This window comes from bacterium (assembly GCA_035419245.1).
In the GTDB taxonomy this organism is placed as follows: Bacteria; Zhuqueibacterota; Zhuqueibacteria; order Residuimicrobiales; family Residuimicrobiaceae; genus JAKPUX01.
The window spans coordinates 1-17,866 of sequence record DAOLSP010000012.1 but is presented as its reverse complement, the minus strand read 5'-3'; the positions used below and the strand labels follow the sequence as shown (position 1 = coordinate 17,866).

General features: G+C 57.2%; 21 protein-coding genes. 18 read left to right on the top strand and 3 right to left on the bottom strand.

Annotation, left to right across the window (positions count from 1 at the left end; translation table 11 throughout):
- Positions 1-38: 38 nt before the first annotated feature.
- Together PLH32_13200 and PLH32_13195 are read left to right on the top strand one after the other, a co-directional pair.
- Positions 39-347, top strand: a complete 309-nt coding sequence (locus tag PLH32_13200; protein ID HQJ65564.1) for an NAD(P) transhydrogenase subunit alpha — start codon at positions 39-41, stop codon at positions 345-347.
- Positions 344-1,717: an NAD(P)(+) transhydrogenase (Re/Si-specific) subunit beta gene (locus PLH32_13195; GenBank protein ID HQJ65563.1), complete on the top strand. Its 1,374-nt coding sequence runs from the start codon at positions 344-346 to the stop codon at positions 1,715-1,717. The genes PLH32_13200 and PLH32_13195 overlap by 4 nt, the downstream gene beginning before the upstream one ends.
- 77 nt (positions 1,718-1,794) lie before the next feature.
- Here the strand turns inward: PLH32_13195 and PLH32_13190 are convergent, their stop codons facing one another.
- Positions 1,795-3,081, bottom strand: coding sequence for a diaminopimelate decarboxylase (locus PLH32_13190; GenBank protein HQJ65562.1), 1,287 nt, complete (start codon positions 3,079-3,081; stop codon positions 1,795-1,797).
- Between the two features lie 268 nt (positions 3,082-3,349).
- On the opposite strand from PLH32_13190, the gene radA reads away from it, so the two are divergent.
- From radA to PLH32_13135, 11 genes are all read left to right on the top strand, one after another.
- Entirely contained in the window at positions 3,350-4,723 is a 1,374-nt protein-coding gene (gene radA / locus PLH32_13185; protein ID HQJ65561.1) for a DNA repair protein RadA, read from the top strand.
- 12 nt (positions 4,724-4,735) lie between these two features.
- Positions 4,736-5,884: a tRNA guanosine(34) transglycosylase Tgt gene (tgt, locus tag PLH32_13180; GenBank protein ID HQJ65560.1), complete on the top strand. Its 1,149-nt coding sequence runs from the start codon at positions 4,736-4,738 to the stop codon at positions 5,882-5,884.
- Between the two features lie 38 nt (positions 5,885-5,922).
- Positions 5,923-6,270, top strand: coding sequence for a preprotein translocase subunit YajC (yajC, locus tag PLH32_13175; GenBank protein HQJ65559.1), 348 nt, complete (start codon positions 5,923-5,925; stop codon positions 6,268-6,270).
- A 103-nt stretch (positions 6,271-6,373) separates the two neighbouring features.
- On the top strand, positions 6,374-7,306 hold the full coding sequence (gene fmt, locus PLH32_13170; protein HQJ65558.1) for a methionyl-tRNA formyltransferase: 933 nt from the start codon (positions 6,374-6,376) through the stop codon (positions 7,304-7,306).
- Between the two features lies 1 nt (position 7,307).
- Positions 7,308-8,066, top strand: coding sequence for a PASTA domain-containing protein (locus PLH32_13165; protein ID HQJ65557.1), 759 nt, complete (start codon positions 7,308-7,310; stop codon positions 8,064-8,066).
- 19 nt (positions 8,067-8,085) lie between these two features.
- Positions 8,086-8,742, top strand: a complete 657-nt coding sequence (rpe, locus tag PLH32_13160) for a ribulose-phosphate 3-epimerase (protein ID HQJ65556.1) — start codon at positions 8,086-8,088, stop codon at positions 8,740-8,742.
- 179 nt (positions 8,743-8,921) lie between these two features.
- Entirely contained in the window at positions 8,922-9,122 is a 201-nt protein-coding gene (locus PLH32_13155; protein HQJ65555.1) for a cold-shock protein, read from the top strand.
- 93 nt (positions 9,123-9,215) lie between these two features.
- The gene (locus PLH32_13150; GenBank protein HQJ65554.1) at positions 9,216-9,665 is read left to right on the top strand and encodes a hypothetical protein; all 450 of its coding nucleotides are present in this window, start codon (positions 9,216-9,218) and stop codon (positions 9,663-9,665) included.
- Between the two features lie 49 nt (positions 9,666-9,714).
- Positions 9,715-10,629 (top strand): site-specific tyrosine recombinase XerD, encoded by a 915-nt coding sequence (gene xerD, locus PLH32_13145; GenBank protein ID HQJ65553.1) that lies wholly within the window; start codon positions 9,715-9,717, stop codon positions 10,627-10,629.
- Positions 10,626-11,405, top strand: a complete 780-nt coding sequence (locus PLH32_13140) for a biotin--[acetyl-CoA-carboxylase] ligase (GenBank protein HQJ65552.1) — start codon at positions 10,626-10,628, stop codon at positions 11,403-11,405. Before xerD ends, PLH32_13140 begins: the two co-directional genes overlap by 4 nt.
- 2 nt (positions 11,406-11,407) lie before the next feature.
- Positions 11,408-12,178 (top strand): type III pantothenate kinase, encoded by a 771-nt coding sequence (locus tag PLH32_13135; protein ID HQJ65551.1) that lies wholly within the window; start codon positions 11,408-11,410, stop codon positions 12,176-12,178.
- Between the two features lie 63 nt (positions 12,179-12,241).
- On the opposite strand, the gene PLH32_13130 is transcribed toward PLH32_13135, so the two are convergent.
- The gene (locus PLH32_13130; protein HQJ65550.1) at positions 12,242-12,460 is read right to left on the bottom strand and encodes a NifU family protein; all 219 of its coding nucleotides are present in this window, start codon (positions 12,458-12,460) and stop codon (positions 12,242-12,244) included.
- Between the two features lie 344 nt (positions 12,461-12,804).
- Complete coding sequence (locus tag PLH32_13125; protein ID HQJ65549.1) at positions 12,805-13,092, bottom strand: hypothetical protein; 288 nt, start codon at positions 13,090-13,092, stop codon at positions 12,805-12,807.
- On the opposite strand from PLH32_13125, the gene PLH32_13120 reads away from it, so the two are divergent.
- The 5 genes from PLH32_13120 to PLH32_13100 all read left to right on the top strand — a co-directional run bounded on the left by PLH32_13120 (position 13,079) and on the right by PLH32_13100 (position 17,696).
- Positions 13,079-14,770: a sodium:solute symporter family protein gene (locus PLH32_13120; GenBank protein ID HQJ65548.1), complete on the top strand. Its 1,692-nt coding sequence runs from the start codon at positions 13,079-13,081 to the stop codon at positions 14,768-14,770. The genes PLH32_13125 and PLH32_13120 overlap by 14 nt on opposite strands.
- A 54-nt stretch (positions 14,771-14,824) precedes the next feature.
- Positions 14,825-15,043, top strand: coding sequence for a hypothetical protein (locus tag PLH32_13115; GenBank protein HQJ65547.1), 219 nt, complete (start codon positions 14,825-14,827; stop codon positions 15,041-15,043).
- Positions 15,044-15,137: 94 nt separating this feature from the next.
- Positions 15,138-16,292, top strand: a complete 1,155-nt coding sequence (locus PLH32_13110; protein HQJ65546.1) for a galactokinase — start codon at positions 15,138-15,140, stop codon at positions 16,290-16,292.
- Between the two features lie 66 nt (positions 16,293-16,358).
- Complete coding sequence (locus PLH32_13105; protein ID HQJ65545.1) at positions 16,359-17,168, top strand: hypothetical protein; 810 nt, start codon at positions 16,359-16,361, stop codon at positions 17,166-17,168.
- A 165-nt stretch (positions 17,169-17,333) separates the two neighbouring features.
- Positions 17,334-17,696, top strand: coding sequence for a hypothetical protein (locus PLH32_13100; GenBank protein HQJ65544.1), 363 nt, complete (start codon positions 17,334-17,336; stop codon positions 17,694-17,696).
- Positions 17,697-17,866 lie beyond the last annotated feature (170 nt).

The window sequence follows — 17,866 nt, the reverse complement described above, 5'->3', positions numbered from 1 at the left end:
AAGCCCTGGGCGAAGCGGTATTCTGGAGGAACCATTCCATGCCTGAACCAGCAACCCCACTCCATATCAATCTGCTAATTTTCCTGATGGCGGCCTTTCTCGGCCTCGGGCTGATCCGGCGGGTATCCAAACTGCTGCATACCCCGCTGATGTCCCTGACCAACGCCATCTCTTCTGTCTCCGTCGTCGCCGCCCTGATCGTGATGGCGGAGCCCAAGAGTAAGATGATCATGATTTTTGCCACGGTGGCTGTGGCTTTGGCTGCCACCAACGTCGTAAGCGGCTTCATGATCACCGAACGCATCTTGCGGATGTTCCGGAAAGAGGAGGGAGGTAAGAAGAAATGACAACCTCCCTGCTTGGTTTCTCGTACATCCTTGCGGCGGTGCTCTTCATCCTCTCTCTCAAATGGATGAGTGAGGTCCGGACATCACGCCGTGGTAACTGGGCCGGCAGCCTGGGCATGCTCATTGCCGTGCTCACCACAATGGTCGCTTACAAGACTCAGCATCTGGATCTGGTCCTGCTGGCCTTCGCCATTGGGACTCTCATCGGCATTCCCATCGCTCTCAAGCTGCCGATGACGGCTGTGCCGCAGCGGACGGCCATGTCGCATGCCTTCGGCTCGCTTGCCGTAGCCCTAGTCGGCACCGCAGAGTATTATCAACGGCTGCCTGGCATCGATACGTTTACCATGATCGTCCTTTCCGCCGAAATGATCCTCGGCTATCTGACCTTCACTGGTTCGACCATCGCCTTTCTCAAATTGCAGGAGGTGATCTCCGGCAAGCCCCTGATCTACAAGGGGCGCAATCTGGTCAGCGGCTTGATCGTGTTGATCGCGATAGGTTCGGCCGCCGGCCTTGTGCTGAATCCCCTGAACTCCATTTTCTTGCCGGTGCTGGTTGCCGCGGCCTTGATCTTTGGTTTTCTCCTCGTAATGGGGATCGGTGGAGCGGACATGCCAACCGTTATCGCCATCCTCAATTCCTATGCCGGGCTCTCGGCTGCGGCGCTGGGTTTCATCCTCGATAACCAGTTGCTGATCGTCGCCGGCACTCTGGACGGCGCCTCAGGATTTATCCTCGCTATTTTGATGTGCAAGGCGATGAATCGGTCCTTCATCAATGTCCTTTTCGGCGGATTCGGGGCGACTACAGCCAATCAGGGCGCAAAGGTCGATGGAGAAATCAAACCGGTATCGGTGGAAGATGCCTACATGATCCTCGAGGCGGCCTCCTCGGTGGTTTTTGTCCCGGGATACGGCCTCGCCGTGTCACAGGCGCAGCAGGCGGTGCGGGAATTGGGTGAGTTATTGCGCAAGCACGGCACCGAGGTGCTTTATGGCATCCATCCCGTCGCAGGACGCATGCCCGGCCACATGAATGTGCTGCTTGCAGAAGCCAATGTGCCCTATGATGAACTCATGGAAGCGGATGCCATCAATCCCAAGATGCCGAACACCGATGTCTGCGTGGTGATCGGCGCCAATGATGTCGTCAATCCGGCGGCTCACGAGGATCCTTCCTCGCCCCTGTGGGGCATGCCGATCATCGAGGTGGACAAATCCCGCACCGTCATCGTGCTCAAACGATCCATGCGCCCGGGTTTCGCCGGTGTGGAGAATCCTCTCTTTTTCAAACCGAATACGCGCATGCTCTTCGGCGACGCCAAGGCCTCCCTTCAGGCCCTGATTGCCGAGTTTTCCCAGGATTAGCAGCGAAGATCAAACAGGGGGGAGGCAATACAGGACGGGCCTGGCAGAGGGCCCGTTTGTTTTCCGGCGCGGCTGCTTCAGCTCCAGAAGGCGACGACCTGCTCCAGCGATTCCCGTTCCCGAAGCACCTCGAAGTGGTCGCCCTCCCCAGTATACCCGACGACCCTGGGGATCTGGCGGCTGTTGTAGCGCGACCACATGCTCAGCGTGTAGGCACCGGTATCATGGATGATTAGAAAATCGCCCTCCTGGACCGGCGGTAGGCGGATCTCTCGGGCGATGAGATCCCCCGCAAAACAGAGCGGTCCTGCAATCGTATAGGGCCTGGGATCCAGCCCGTTTTTAAGCCGGCCGTCTGGTCCTGCAACCGAGATCTCATGATGCCACTCTTCAGGCCGGTAACATTTGCGCAGCAGCAGATCGGCCCCGACATGGATCATCGCGGTGCTCAGTTTTTCATCTCGTTTGACGTACTCCACTCGGCTGATGGTCCAACCGTTGTGGGCGTAGACCCAGCGGCCAAATTCGGTGATCAACTGGAACGTCCCGTCGAATAAGGCTGGAAACCGGTGCCGCAAAAGCGCTGCATAGTCCTGCATCGTCGGGGCTTCCATGCCGGGGTGGTAGGAGACCGGTAGTCCGCCGCCGATGTCGAAGCGCGTAATGCGGCGGCTCTGTCCGGAACGTTCAAGGGCCCGATTGATCTCCAGAGCCAGGTCAAGCACTTTAGCGATGCCTTTGGCGATCAGCTCGAGCTCACAGCCCTGTGAGCCGACGTGGAGATGAATCCCGCTGAGCCAGTCATATTTCAGAAAGCAATCGAACAGTTTTTCGCGCTGCGGCCCGATCGGGACCCCGAATTTGGACCAGGTGCCGGCCACACTGAGCATGGGGATTGCACCGGTGCCGACCTGGGGATTGATACGGAGGCCGATCGTTCCCTTCAGCGGCATGGAGCGGAGCAGTGTGTCAATCCGCTCGAGTTCGGCGATGGAATCCGCATTGATATGCACACCGGTTTGTAAAGCATACTCCAGTTCCGTAACGCTTTTCACAGGCGAATCGTACACAATGCGGTCCGGGGGCACGCCGGCTTGCCGGGCCAGGCAGAGTTCAGGCAGTGAGGCTGCCTCCAACCCCGCTCCCATCTCCTGGATCTGCTCAAGGACCTTGATCAGGGGGTTGGCTTTCACGGCTACGGCATGCAGGGTGGATTCCGGGAAAAGATCGGTCAGTTCCGCGATGCGATGCTTCAGTCCGGTGAGGTCATAGAAGATCAACGCCGAATCCTCCTCGCGAAGGATATGGCGTTCCGCAAGAGCGCTCATCAACGGCCGGCAGCAACGCTCCTTGCTCGATTCCATGCGATTGGCCCTCCTTGATGGGTGCAGAGATTTCCGTTTGCTCTGTCGCGGCCCACCGGCGGGGAGACACGACCGGACTAGAAGCCAATATAGAATATTGAGGGGCTTTTATCAAGCACAATTTTGCAGCAGGAGAGAGCTGTTGGAGTGATTTGCTATTAGTATAATAAAATAAATGATTTATAAAAATGGCTTGACTTTTAGCCTTTATTTTGATACTTTCTAATGCTTTGAAGCATAGGATCCAATCTACGGACGGGCGCAGCGAATGAACAAAAGCCGAAAAGATAAGGTCCATTTTGTCTGCCAGAACTGCGGTACGGTCTCGCCGCGCTGGCTCGGCAAATGTCCCGGCTGCGAGGCCTGGAACAGTTTCATTGAGGAGCGCGCTCCGGCCCATTATCCTCGCGCCGCACAGTCGGTACCGGCCTCCAGAAACCAGGCGCTTCCGCTGGAGCAGATCTCTACCGACCTGATGCCGCGTCTGCAGACCGTCAGCCCCGAGTTCAACCGCGTCCTCGGCGGCGGAATTGTCATGGGCTCGGTGGTGCTGATCGGCGGCGATCCCGGCATCGGCAAGTCCACTCTGATGCTGCAGGAAGCTGCGGGTCTCGGCTGCAGCGATTTCCGGGTCCTCTACGTGACCGGAGAAGAGTCGGCCCAGCAGACCAAGATGCGCGCACAACGGCTGGGCCTGGTCTCCGAAGGGCTTTATGTGCTCGCGGAGACCGAGATCGAAAGCGTCGGGGACGCCATCGCCCAGATCGCTCCGCGCCTGGTGGTAGTGGACTCGATCCAGACCATGTATACGCCGATGTTTGAGAGTGCTCCTGGCAGTGTCAGTCAGGTGCGCGAATGCACGTTGCGCCTGATCCAGGTGGCCAAAAGCGAGCACATCCCTGTATTTCTGGTCGGCCATGTAACCAAAGAGGGGATGCTTGCCGGCCCCAAGGTCCTGGAGCATATGGTGGATGCCCTGCTTCTTTTCGAGGGAGATCGCGATCATTTTTATCGCATTTTACGCGCGTCCAAGAACCGGTTTGGCTCGACCCGCGAGATCGGGGTTTTCGAGATGACCGAAGGCGGGCTCCGCGATGTCCCCAATCCCTCAGCGGTCTTTTTGTCCGAACGTCGCGCCGAGAACAGCGGCTCGGCGGTGATCTGCTGCATGGAGGGAACCCGTCCGATCCTGCTTGAGGTGCAGGCCCTGGTGAGCAGCGCCAACTACGGGCTGCCGCAGCGCACCACGACAGGTCTGGATATCAAACGCGTGCAGATGCTTCTGGCGGTGCTGGACAAACGGCTGGGCTATCATGTCGGCACGATGGATGTTTTTGTCAATGCGGTCGGCGGATTTCGCATCGATGAGACGGCGGCGGATATCGGCATTGTCGCCTGCATCGCCTCGAGCATGCGCAACCGCGTCATTGATCCCGAGGCCATTCTCCTCGGCGAGGTTGGCCTTGGAGGCGAACTGCGCTCGGTGGCCCATGTGGACGCCCGCCTGGCTGAGGCGGAAAAAATGGGCTTTCGTCACGCGGTTATCCCTCGCGGTAACAAGAAAAGTCTGCCTGCCCAACTCGGAATGCATATTTTCGCGGTTAGCCAGGCGCAGGAGGCCCTCGATGCCGTTCTTCAGTAGCCCGTGGAGACGATGAACCGCACGCCCTTTTTCAGGATCGTCCGCAAGGATTCCCGGTCGGGAGCGCGCGCCGGTGTGATGCACACGGCCCATGGAAAGGTGCAAACCCCCATTTTCATGCCCGTCGGTACCCAGGCGACTGTGAAGACCCTCTCTCCGGAGGACCTGCGCCGGATCAAGGCCCAGATCATCCTCAGCAATACCTATCATCTCTATCTGCGTCCGGGCGCGGCTCTGGTGCGAGAGGCAGGAGGCCTGCAAAAATTCTGCGCTTGGAATCGTCCGATGCTGACCGACAGTGGCGGCTACCAGGTTTTCAGCCTCTCCGAGTTGAATAAAATTACGGCAAAGGGTTTTCATTTTCGCTCCCATATCGACGGTTCACGCCATTTTTTCACGCCAGAGAAGGTGGTCGAGATCCAGCGCGATCTCGGCTCGGATATCATGATGGTTCTGGATGAATGCGCCCCCTATCCGTGCGATTACCGCTATGCTCTCAAGGCGAACCAGCTTACCCTCGACTGGGCCCGTCGCAGCCGTAAAGCCTTTGCAGAAATCGGCGAACGACATGGCTACCAGCAGTATCAGTTCGCTATCGTCCAGGGAAGTGTCTTTGGTGACCTGAGGAAACAAAGCGCCGAAGCCTTGATCGAAATGGATTTCCCGGGCTATGCCATCGGCGGTCTTTCGGTCGGCGAACCCAAGGAGGCGATGTTTGAAATGACCGGCCTGGTCACTGCGCTGCTGCCGCAAGATAAACCGCGCTATCTCATGGGGGTCGGCAAGCCAGAAGATCTCCTCGAAGCGATCGAGCGCGGGGTGGATATGTTCGACTGCATCATGCCCACCCGGAATGGCCGCAATGGCGCCGCTTTCACCCTGGACGGTCAGATCATTATCAAGAATGCCAAATTCCGGGACGCTTTTTCGCCCCTGGAGGAGGAGTGCGATTGTTATACCTGCCGGACCTTCACCCGCGCCTATCTGCGCCATCTTTTCAATGCCCAGGAGGTGCTAGCCCTTCGGCTGATCAGTCTGCATAATCTGACCTTTTATCTTCGTTTGGTCAACAAGGCGCGGCAAGCCATCTTGGACGGCGATTTTACCGGTTTCAAGCGGGCGTTCCTCAGCCGCTATACTGCAAGCAAGCTTAAATCATAACGTATGCCCATCGATAGTCACAACCACAGGAGGTCCTTATGAATGCATTACTGCTGGTACTCGCCTCGGCTGCACCCACCGCGGGCGGGCAACAAGGCAGCTCCGGTGCTTTCGGCTTTTTCCTGCCGATTATCCTGATCTTCGTCATTATGTATTTTCTGATGTTCCGCCCCCAGGCCAAAAAGCAGAAGGAGATGGCCCGAATGATCGATGCCTTGCAGAAGGGGGACCGGGTGATCACCATCGGCGGCATTTATGGCGTGGTCCAGGGCATCAAGGAGAAGGAAAATGTGATTGTCCTTAAAATCGCCGATAATGTCAAGATCGAGGTCGCCAAGACGGCGGTCGCACGAAAACTTGCCGAAACCGAAAATGCCGCGCAGTAACAGCAAACGAAGCCGCTTGAAACGACACGTCGCCATGACCTAGTGGAGTCTGGGGGAGGATTCGCTGCAAAGCGGTCTCCCGGCCGGCAGGAGATGGATCCCGATGGCTTTGAAGATCATTTTCATGGGAACACCCGGGTTTGCCCTTCCGAGCCTGGACAAACTGGCGGACTCCGGCCATGAGCTGCTGGCCGTGGTCACTGTGCCCGACAAACCGGCAGGCCGCGGACAGCGTCTGCGCCCTTCGACAGTCAAGGAGCGCGCTCTGCAACGGCAGCTGCCGCTGCTGCAGCCGGAGGATCTGCGTGATCCCGATTTTCTGGCGGCCCTTCAGCGCTTGAACGCCGATCTTTTCGCCGTTGTGGCCTTCCGTATCCTACCCCCGGAGGTCTTTAAACTGCCGCGGCTCGGCACCGTCAATCTCCACGCCTCGCTGCTGCCGCGATACCGGGGCGCTGCCCCGATCAACTGGGCGTTGATCCGCGGAGAGCAGGAGACCGGCGTCACGACCTTTCTCATCGACGAACAGATCGATACCGGCGCCTGGCTGCTGCAATGCCGCGTGCCCATCGGACCGGATACCAATGCCGGCGAACTTCATGACCTGCTGGCAGCAACCGGAGCGGATCTCCTGCTGCAGACGGTCCAGGGTCTGGAATCCGGTCGTCTGCAAAGCAAGCCACAAATCGGCGAGGTCACCCGCGCCCCCAAATTGACCCGTGAAATGGCGCGAATCGACTGGCACCGTTCCGCGCGGGAGATCCACAACCTGGTGCGCGGCCTGTCGCCCTATCCGGCGGCCTGGACCACTTGGAAAGGGCGTACGGTGAAAATTCTGGCGACCCGTCCAGTACCGGCCGGGCCATCTGAAGATCCGGGGCGCCTGATCTCCGGAGGCGGCAGAGAGGCGCTGTTCCTCGCCACCGGCGATGGCGTTCTTGAACTCGTCACCCTCCAGCCGGAAGGAGGGAGGATCATGAGCGCCGCAGAATTCATGCGCGGCCATGCCGTAACTGCGGCAGAAAAGATGGAATAATATGAATTTTATCCAGCGCGATTGGAATAACTGGGCGGGCCTCACCTGGCAGCGCAAGACGCTCTACATTGCTGCAGCGGTTCTGCTTCTCTACGCTCTCTTCGATTGGGCGCTTATGCCGCTTTACACCCGGCAGTATCAGTCCATCCTGGTTCCCGATCTCCTTAACATGCCCTATCCCAGCGCCGAACGCCGGCTTAAGTCCCTCGGATTGCGGGCGGTCAAGGCGGAAGAACAATACGATGAACAGGTGGCGGCCGGTGATGTGCGTTTTCAGATTCCGGAAGCGGGCACCCCGGTCAAGAAGGGACGCCGGGTTTATCTGACCATTAGCAAAGGGCACAAGATCCTGACGATGCCCAAATTGACCGGCCTGTCCGAGCGCGATGCCCAATTCGCGCTAGAAGAGGCCGAGCTGAAATTGGGCGCTGTGGATTACCGTACCGATGAGTTTTATCCCGCGGGTGTAGTTTGTGCACAAAGCGTCGCCGCGGGCGCTGATATTCGCCACGGGACACGGGTGGACATCAGCGTCAGTATCGGCATCGAACCGAGCGAGTATGTTGTCCCGGCTACCGTAGGCCTCTCCCTGGATCAGGCCCTGCAGCTGATTCGCCAGGCCGGTTTGACGCCCGGCACCATCACCGAACAGCGCACCGGGAAACTCTTGCCCAACACCGTCGTCAGCCAGTCGCTCGAAGCCGGCACGGTGGTCAGCAAGGGCGATACCCTCAACCTGATCATCAGTATACTCGACTAATTAAAGGGAAGCGAAAACAATGATCCGGATTGCTCCCTCGATATTGAACGCGGATTTCAGCCGTCTTGCGCAACAGGTCGAGGCCCTCGAGACCGGAGGAGCCGATTGGGTCCATCTCGATATTATGGACGGTCATTTTGTGCCCAATCTGACCTTCGGCCCGATGATCGTCGCAGCCGTCCGCCGGATCACAGCGCTGCCTTTGGACGTCCATCTGATGATCAGCCGGCCGGATGACTATATCGCCCAGTTCGTCGAAGCGGGTGCCGACTACCTGACCGTTCATGTCGAGGCGGCGCCCCACCTCTGGCGTACGCTGGAAAATATTCATGCGCTCGGTGCCAAACCGGGCGTAACCCTCAATCCGGCCACGCCGGTCACAGCACTCGAACCCGTTTTGCCGCTGGTTGATCTGGTGCTGGTCATGTCGGTGGAACCCGGATTCGGCGGACAGCGCTATCTTGCCGCGGCGCAAGATCGTCTCAGGCAGTTGAAACAATGGCGCAGTGAACGCGGACTCAGCTATCTGATCGAGGTTGACGGGGGGATCGATGCGGTTACCGCGGTGGAGGCCTGCAACGCCGGTGCAGAAGTCCTGGTCATCGGCCAGGCGATCTTCCATCAGAAGGATCTCGCCGAAGCGGTCCGCCAGATGCGGAGGGTATTGTCTGGTTGAGCGACGAATCGCTTTCGCTGCCGGCCGCCTTGTCAAAAAGTCGCCTTCTTATGAGAAAAGTCTTGACTAAATAGCGCGTTGTAAGTAAATTATCGCAAAGACAGAGCGTTGCCAGGCGCAGATGCTGGGTAGGCCATGGTAAAAGCCCTCTTTGTTATTTGTCAGGAGGAACACGCAGGATGGCTAGAGGCAAGGTCAAGTGGTTCAATGAAAACAAGGGATTTGGCTTCATTGAACAGGAGAACGGAGAGGATGTGTTCGTCCATTTTTCAGTGATCCAGATGGAGGGATTCAAGACTCTTGCGGAAGGCGCTGAGGTAGAGTTCGAGGCCGTTGCTGGTGAAAAAGGCTTGCAGGCGACCAAGGTCGTCAAGATGTAAAAAGCCGAAGCATGAAAAACCCCGCTTTGTGTGGGGTTTTTTTGTAACCTGACAGGCTATCGTGCGTAAAAAGGAACAAAAAAGGCGACCGCTATGCGACCAGAGTTTAATAAAAGGGACATCGACCGGATTAGCAAGGTGCTTGCTGTTGTCCCCAAAAAAATAGACAATAAATATCGCTTCATCATCGAAAACGCTGAGACCCAGCAGCATATCTCTCTGGAAATCTATCCTGACATTCCCATCGGCGACCATGTAGGCCATTTGATCTCGGTTTATACCCCCACATCGCATCTACAGCTTCATTTTTGCACGGGTTTCATTACCAGTGAGCTGCTTGGCGAGGTCACCTTCATCAGCGAGAGCGGCGGCCGCGTCTCCGGGCTTATCGTCGAAAAGGGCGCCGGGTGTTCCCTCTATGCCAATGTTGAGTCCAAACTTCTCTCCGGAGATTTCAGCACCATGGGACCTGAGGTAATGCTTTCCGGAATCGCCCTCTCCCTTGCGGAGGAGATCCTGCCTTCCGGGTTGCTGGAGCCTTGAACAGCCGATCCGTTCCGCACCCACACACTCCGCCTGCCAGGTGCTGATCATGCCCCTAACCGACTATTTGCATGCCTTCATGGATCACCTGAGCGTGGAACGCCAAGTCTCTCCGAATACCCGTGCAGCCTATGAACACGATTTACTGCGGTATCTGCGCTTTCTGAATGAAAAAAACATCCGGGAACCGGAGGCCATTACCCACACCGATATCGCCGCTTTTCTGCAGCTGATGCATGATCTGGAACTCTGCCCCGCGACCATCTCTCGCAACCTCTCCGCAGTACGCACCTGGCACCGGTTCCTTCTGGCTGAGGAGATATGCCACCAGGATCCAACTGAAAACTATACTGTTCCCAAGCCCTGGATGAGGATTCCCCGGGTGCTCGATCTCGTCGAGGTTGAAAAACTGCTGCTGCAGCCGGATACCTCCACACCGACGGGCATACGCGATCGTGCCATCCTTGAATTTCTCTATGCGACGGGTGTGCGCGTCTCCGAGTTGGTTTCGTTCTCCTGCCGCGACATATTCTGGGATGATCAATTCGTCCGCGTTTTTGGCAAGGGCCGTAAGGAACGTCTTGTGCCGGTGGGCCAGGTAGCCTGCACCTGGCTGCAACACTATCTTCAGGAGGTGCGGCCGCCGCTGGCCAGTCTTGGCGTTGCAGGCGATATCGTTTTTCTCAACCGGTTTGGCAAGAAGCTCAGCCGGCAAACCATCTGGATTCTCATCCAGAAATATCTCCGCACGGCCGGAATCACCCGCAAGGCGGGGCCCCATACCCTCCGCCACTCCTTTGCCACCCACTTGGTCGAAGGCGGCGCGGATCTGCGTGCGGTGCAGGAAATGCTCGGACATGCGGATATTTCAGTCACCCAGATTTATACCCATCTGGACCGCGAGTATCTCAAGGCGGTCCATCATCAATTTCATCCCTTGGAATCGGGAAAGATTACGCCATGAACCTCTTTTTGCCCAGCAAGAATCCGCTTTTCGGCCGGAGAATCCTCCTCCTTGACCAGGTCAGCTCGACCAACGATGTGCTCAAAGAGTCAGCCTTGCAGGGCGCCGAGGAGGGGACTGTCGTCGTTGCCCGTGAGCAGAGCGCGGGGCGGGGTCGCGCCCACCGTTCCTGGGTCTCACCGCGGGATGCCGGACTCTACTGCAGCCTGCTGCTGCGGCCCGCGCTGCTCCCCAGTCAGTGCGGTGTGCTCTCGATTCTGCTGAGCTTGGCAGCTATCCGGGCTGTTCGCCGCGCCATGAGAATCCACGCCGGTCTCAAATGGCCGAATGACATCCTGCTCCAGGGAAAAAAGGCAGGGGGCATCCTGGTCGAATCTCATTTGAGCGGACATCGACTTGCCTTTGCTATAGCCGGCGTCGGCATCAATGTCAATCAGCTTCCAGAGGACTTTCCTCCTGATTTACGACCCAATTCCGCCTCGCTGCGGATGAGCGCTGGACAGATCCTGGACAAGGATGAACTCCTGCTGCACTTTTTGCGTCAGATGAATCTGCTCTATCCCGAACTCACCGATCCCAGGATGCGGAGAAAGTGGATCAATGCCTGGCAGCAGCATTGTGTCCATATGGATCAGTCTGTGGTCATAAGCCGCGGAGCAGAAACCCGCTCCGGACGCTTCAAGGGCATCAGCAGCTGGGGTGCTGCTCTGGTGGAGACGGAGAACGGGCAGATCCAGCACTTCGAATATGGCGACTTTAGCCTCAGGGAGAATTGATCATGCTGCTCGTCGTTGATATCGGAAATACCCAGATCGCCGCTGGAATTTACCAAGAAAAGCACCTGGCAGCAACCTGGCGCCTCTCAAGCCACAGCGAACGCACCGAGGATGAAACCTGGATCCTCATGCAGGCCATCGCCGCCGCCCAGGGATTCAACCTGCTCAAGGTCTCCGGCGTAGCCCTCTCGTCGGTCGTGCCGGACATGACCGTCCATTTTGAAAAAATGGCAACCAAGTATCTGCATCGCCGGCCGATTACGGTATCCAACGAACTGGATCTCGGTATCAAAATCCGCTACCAGAATCCCTCTTTGGTCGGCGCGGACCGTCTCTGCAATGCGGTGGGCGGCATTGCCAAGTTCGGTGCCCCGCTCATTGTCGTGGACCTCGGTACCGCAACGACCTTTGATGTGATCTCGGCTCAGGGCGAATACCTCGGTGGTATCATCGCCCCCGGAATCGAGACCTCCGCCATGATCCTGCACCAACGGGCCGCCAAACTGCCGCGCGTCGCTCTGCGCTTCCCGGAAACCACCATCGGCTATTCCACTGAAAGCAGCATCCAGTCGGGACTGATGTACGGCGCTGTGGAGATGATCGACGGGATGGTTGAACGCATCCGCCGTGAAATGGAGATGCCGGTGCCCACAGTTGCGACCGGCGGACTGGCCAGGGTGATCGTCCCCCAACTGCGCCGGGTTGAAAACGTCGATGAACATTTGACATTGGATGGGCTCAGGATCATTTACGAGCGGGTAACCACGGCCTGACGGCAAGAGGGAGGGGGCATCATACAAGCAAAAACAAAACGGCGCCAGATGGCGCCGTTTTGTTTAGATCGATTCGACTGATGAGATTTCGGGAAGCTGACGTTTCAGTTCCCGCTCGATGCCCATCTTCAGCGTCATCTGGGACATCGGGCAGCCATGGCACGCACCCTGCAATTTGAGTTTGACGATGCCATCCTTGACCTCAACAAGCTGCACATTGCCGCCATCGGCCATCAGAGCCGGACGGATCGTGTCCAGCACATCATTGACTTGTTCGAACAGGGTATCCGACATGATATATCCTCTCTTTTAGGATGTGATTTTTCTAACCAGCTAGATCGGCAGCGAGTACCGCCGCAGATTCCGTATCAAGGGGCACCGTGGTGGTGTGCTCGCCACTGATGACAAAACAGCCCGCCGGTCATTTGTCGCGGGCAGTACAAAGTTCGGTTGAATACAGGATACGAATCTCAGGTAGATGGCCCTGCATCGCCAGTGCTCTTTTGGGCGAAACTTTGGCAATGATGCAGATTTTGCAATCGAAGCAACCAACGCTGCAGACCTCCTTACTTCCCGGCGTGCAATAGTCGGGGAAAACCCGGCCGGCTGCGATCACCTCTTTCAGCCTAAAATGTAATCATCCTCATGCCCATTTGCAAGCCCAAAGTGGCGCCTGTGGAGTCTTTAACCTGCAAAGCAGTCAGGGCATGGCGTCCCGCCTGAGCGGATGGCCTCTTCTGACGGCCCTGCCGATTTTGCCGCTTGACTAACATCAAATAATTGTCTATCTTTTTAATACTTGAAAACCCTCCCACTCCCCAGCACGGCGAACAGGGAATACCCCGGGCGCCTCCTGGGGTCCGGGCCATACCAGCATGCTTGTTTTGATCGGAGGAACGGATGAGCGTCGCCATACAACTCTCCTGGGTGGATTGGTCTATCATCACCCTCTACTTCGTCTTCATCATCGGCATCGGTTTTTACCTCAAACGGTTCACCGGCACAGGCGAAGATTATTTCCTGGCCGGACGCAAAAACAGTTCGTGGGTGGCAGGCCTCGCGTTCCTCAGCGCCAATCTCGGTGCCCTTGAAATCCTCGGCTGGACCGGCGGCACGATGAAATATGGCATGTTTGTCTCCCATTTCTATTGGGTTGGCGCCATCCCCGCCATGCTCTTCCTCGGCCTTTATATGATGCCTTTTTACTATAGCAGCAAAATTCATTCGGTCCCCGGTTATCTCAAGCTGCGCTTCGATGAACGCTCCCGGCTGCTCAACGCCTTCTCTTTCGCTATTATGACCCTGCTGATGTCCGGTATCAATCTCTACCTGATGGCCCTGGTGCTCCGCACCATCCTCGGCTGGGATTGGCATCTCTCGATGTGGATCTCGGCTCTCGCCGTCGGTTGCTATATAATGCTCGGCGGGCTGATGTCGGCCATCTTCACCGAGATCGTCCAGTTCTTCCTGATCTGGTTTGGCCTCTTCCTGGTTGCCATCCTCGGCACTGTGGAGATGGGGGGGATGCACCAGGTTCTCACCGGGCTTCCCGATGCCATGAGCAAATTATGGGCGACCACCGGCAGCGCTTCCAACAATGCGATGGGGGTGACCTGGATCGGCATCATCCTCGGACTCGGTTGGGTGCTCTCATTCGGGTACTGGACCACCGATTTTCTCGTGGTGCAGCGCGCCTTCTCATCGAAGGATTTGCGTTCGGCGCGGATGACCCCGATCATCGCCAGCTTTTTCAAAATGGCGCTGCCCTTCATCATTGTCGTCGCCGGGCTGGTAGCTTACAAGTTGACCAACAATCCCCTCGCCCATTTCGAGCTGCTCAAACATCCCGTCACCGGCGAACCCTGGAACGATACGGCCCTGCCGCTGCTCATCGCCCGCTACTATCCCCAAGGGCTGGTCGGTCTGGGTATCACCGCCCTGCTGGCCGGCTTCATGGCCGGACAGGCCGGCAACGTCTCCGCCTTCAATACAGTGTGGACCTATGATATCTACCGTGTCCTGATCAATAAAAAGGCCAGCGATGCCCATCTGGTCTGGATGGGGCGCATCACCACCCTCGTCGGCATTCTCCTCTCCATCGCCACCGCCTACCTAGCCATGCAGTTCAACACGATCATGGATTACATTCAGGCCATCTTCAGCTGGGTCAACGCCCCTCTCTTCGCCACCATGCTGCTGGGCATGTTCTGGAAACGCACGTCTTCCACCGGCGCCTTCTGGGGCCTCATTCTGGGCATGCTGACTTCGTTCACGATTTTTCTCGGCTTCAAGCTGGGTTTCCTTCCTGCAACGCTGGTTCATCTCATCACCTTCTCCAGTGCGCCGGTCAGCGGGATTTCCGATATGTCCCGCAACCTCTCCCAAGCCGCTTGGGCCTGGTCCATTTGTGCGATTGCGACCGTTTTAATCTCCCTGGTGACTAAACCCAAGCCGGATAGCGAGCTGGTTGGCCTCGTGAAGGGATTCACCCCGATAGAACACGATGGCAAGATCGCCTGGTACAGTCAGCCCAAATACATCGCCCTGATTGCGGTTGCTGTTTTCGCCGCCCTCAATCTCTATTTCTGGTAGACGCCATATGCCGCCGTCCCGCAGCGGCGGCCTTTCTGACAACAAGGAGCCTGTATGTCCAGCACGAAAATGTATTCGATCTGGTTTTTCGTCGGCATGATGCTGACGGTTTTAGGCGTGATCATCTTTGCCATGGGAGTCTATTATCTCTTTGTGCCGCAGACCAGGACCATCCTTGCGAGCCTCAATCCCTCGCTCTGGTGGGGTGCGATCATGCTGGTTTCCGGATTACTTTTCCTCATCCCTTCCTGGATCGCACACCGTAAAGTCTGACCCTTGCAGGCGTAAATGTAAAAAACGCATCGCCGCTCATAAGGACGGCGATGCGTTTCAACCCGCGATTCCAGAGAGAAGGGCTGCCGACGTAATGGAGTTAGCGCAACTGATCCAGATCTTTCAGGACCGATACGGCCGGCGACCACGCGTTTTCCGGGCCCCGGGGCGAGTCAATCTCATCGGCGAGCATACCGATTACAATGATGGTTATGTCTTTCCGATGGCGCTCGATCGCTACACGGCTGCGTCGATCTCACCGAGGCCGGACCGGATGATCCGGCTTTATTCCCTCAACATGCAGGAGGAGATCACCTTCCCGCTGGAGGGCAACACACCCCGCAACCATTGGAGTGATTATGTGGCCGGGGTAGCGGATCAGCTCGAAAAGCGTGGATTTCAGCTTCCCGGCGCCGACCTTATCTTGTGGAGCAATGTGCCGGTGGGCTCCGGCCTCAGCTCCTCCGCCGCCTTAGAAATATCTGCGGCGCTCGCCTTTCTCAGCCTGGTTGACGGCCGGCTCGACAGCCGCCAGCTGGCTTTGCTCGGACAAGCAGCCGAGAATCAGTTCGTCGGGATGAACTGCGGTATCATGGATCAGTTTATTTCTGTCCATGGACGCAAGGACAATGCCCTTTTCCTTGATTGCAGGACGCTGGCGTATCAGATGGTCCCGCTGCCCTCGGATCACACCCGCATAATCGTTTGCAATACCCGGATCAAACATGAGTTGGGTGCCTCAGAATATAACAAACGCCGTCGGGAATGCGAAACGGGGGTGGGTCAAATGAAGAGACGCTGGCCCGGAATTGCGGCCTTGCGTGATCTCTCTATGACTCAATTTGCTGTGAGTGCGCCGGAATTGCCCGAATTGGTCCGCAAGCGCTGCCGTCACGTCATCAGTGAAAATCAGCGCGTCCTTGATTCGATCGAATGTTTGCGCAACGGCGATCTCGTCGGCTTCGGCGAACTCATGAACGCCTCCCATGACAGTCTTCGCTTCGATTATGAGGTGAGCTGTCTGGAATTGGATACGATGGTGGAGATCGCCCGCAGCCTGCCGGGCTGCCTCGGTGCCCGGATGACCGGTGGCGGATTTGGCGGCTGTACGGTCAATCTGGTTGAGAAAGAGCATGTTGAGCGTTTTTGTCAGGAGATCGCCGCGCAATATCATCAGTGCACCGGCCTGGAGCCGGCCCTGTATATTTCGGTGCCCTCGCAGGGCGCGCAGGAGTGGCTCGAACAGTGAACACTCATATAGGATATTTTGCCCAGTCCATATCACAAGGGCGGCCTGCGGAAAAAGTGAGGGTCTATGTCACGTAAAACCTTGATTATTGATGCCCACGTCCATATCTACCCGAACGCCGATCTGGGATTGGCGGTGGCGCGCAGTCTCGCCAATATGGATGCCGCAAACCCGGAAACGGAGACGGCCAAGATTTGGCTGTTGACCGAGCGCACGGACTGTTCGGCTTTCAGCATGCTGCAGTCCAGCGTCCGTATCGGCATGTATCATATCCTGCCTACCCGCGATCCGGAGGCTCTGCGTGTGCAACTGGGGGAGCGCATCGTTCTCTACATTCTAGCCGGACGCCAGGTCATCACGGCTGAAGGCCACGAGTTCGGCTTGCTGAATACTTTGCTCAACCTGCCGGACCGGGAGCTCGATGCAGCGGCGTGCATCGAGACCGCCAGGGAGGCCGGAGCGCTGCTCTCGATTAACTGGGCGCCCGGCAAGTGGAGCGGCCGCCGGAAAAAGGCACTGATCCCGCTTTTAACTGCCCCACCTGAACCACACCTTTTTATTGGCGACAGCGCTATGCGCCCGGTTTTCTGGTCTGAACCGGGATTGATGCGGAGAGCGGGACAGCAGGGCTGGCGGATTCTGGCCGGCTCCGATCCTCTGCCTTTCAAAGGCGAGGAGTATTCGTTTGGACGCTATGGCTCGATGATTACAGGCGAACTGGATCCCGACCGTCCGGCCGATTCGCTGAGACGCCTGCTGCTCTCCCGGGAGACCGCCTTGCTGACCTGGGGCAGCCGCCGCGGCACCTGGGAGTTCACCCGGCGGCAACTGGCCCTGATGCGGATGAAGAACAAGACCAGCCTTCCATCCCGATAAGTGTCCCATGCAGGCCACACTCGGGCGACAGCATGCGGCATCCTCTCCACAAAGACCGGCATAAAGGCGCCCGCGCAATCGGGGGTAGAAGACTGTTTTTTTGGCACACGACTTGCATAAGCCGGAGTGTTCACCGCAATAAATCATCAGCTTTCGGGAGGCGGCATGCGACGGCTTTTCTCAATTCTCGCGATGATAGGATTTCTCTTCTTCCTGAGCTGGAGCGTCAACATGGCCCAGGACGAGTCGTTGCGGTTGAATCGTCAGGAAATGGAGAGCTTGATCGATTCTTTCAATCAGGCCAGTTTCAGGGGAGCCGACATAGAAGGCCTGGCCCCGCTGGCGCAAAAACTGCGCGAGGCCGCCCGGCAGCTGGAACGATATGGCGATTCTCCACGTACCATTGTGCTTCACGTCTCACGGCAGGAGGCCCGTCTCTGCCTGAACATGATCGAAAACGCGACCTTTCAGACCCGCCATGCCGAAATCATCGAGCGGGTTAAAATAAAACTGCTGCACCAGGTCTGACCTGGTCCGCGGAACAGAGTCTGTGTCTCCTCACAGGAGCCGGCTTGTCATAGCGCCATCATGACAGGCCGGTTTTTTTATAAGTAAAATTATTCTTTTTTGATTTTTTTCTTGCTTTTTGGCGCTAAAAGAGATAATATTAAGAGGGATAGAGTGTAACATTCTTATGA